Origin of the sequence: Pueribacillus theae, assembly GCF_003097615.1 — a bacterium.
GTDB classification, from domain to species: domain Bacteria; phylum Bacillota; class Bacilli; order Bacillales; family UBA6769; genus Pueribacillus; species Pueribacillus theae.
In genome coordinates, this window is record NZ_QCZG01000110.1 from 1 (window position 1) to 813 (window position 813).

At 43.8% G+C, this 813-nt stretch carries 1 protein-coding gene; it reads right to left on the reverse strand.

Features of this window, described 5'->3' with window-relative positions; all coding sequences use genetic code 11:
• Window positions 1–538 (reverse strand): IS110 family transposase (locus DCC39_RS18905; protein WP_133243520.1); only part of this gene is annotated, 538 nt, incomplete at its 3' end.
• Between the last annotated feature and the right edge of the window lie 275 nt (window positions 539–813).

The following is an 813-nucleotide window of genomic DNA, read 5'->3' on the forward strand; positions in this document are numbered from 1 at the left end:
ATGGATTATCTTGCCGTAATCCACTGAACTTTAAAAAGACTTGATTAAGGAAATACGTCTTGTCTCTAGCGATATTTTTCATAAGATGGAAACGGGTTCTCGTTAAACGCTGCAAGGCTTCATATTGAATGGATTCTTTCATTTCGATCGGCAGTCGTCCAAAACGCAGATGGTCTGCGATCACCCAGGCATCAATGCGGTCGTTTTTCACAAGGGAATCATAGCCTTTTTTAAAACGAGCCACTTTCCTCGCATTCAAGACGTAAATATGGGATTGGATGCCTGGCTCATATCCTTGAAGTTGTTCTCTAAGATAATGAGCAAGGTGCCAGCCAAGATTTGAAGTAGCTTCCATTCCAACCTTAACTTGATTTAGCTGCCCTTTTTCCGCTGTAACCAACATTTTTTTAATCAGGGTGTCTGCCCCGTTTTGATCGTTGGTCACAGAAAAACTGGCCAAAGAAATTCCATCTCCATCCATGAATTGTACATGGTGGGATTTTAAGCTTACGTCTATACCAACTAACATTTGCGACATCGTATCACCTCCAGGTAAAGCAGTAATCAAGTGAATCTCAGACCTGGGTGCCCATGAGAACCATCTAGATCTGCCTCGTCATCAGCACTCATCTGTCGGGAAAACAATTTATGGGGCGCTACTTCCCCTTCCACGTCAGAGGTGCAACCAGCGGTTAGAAATTCAATGATGGGTCATGGGTAGCAGGCTAAAAAAGCAGTACACAAAGGTGTCCGCAAGGAGGGAAAGAAATCTCCTGAGAAAAACTTGTCGACCCCATTGTCCCATAGGCAAGT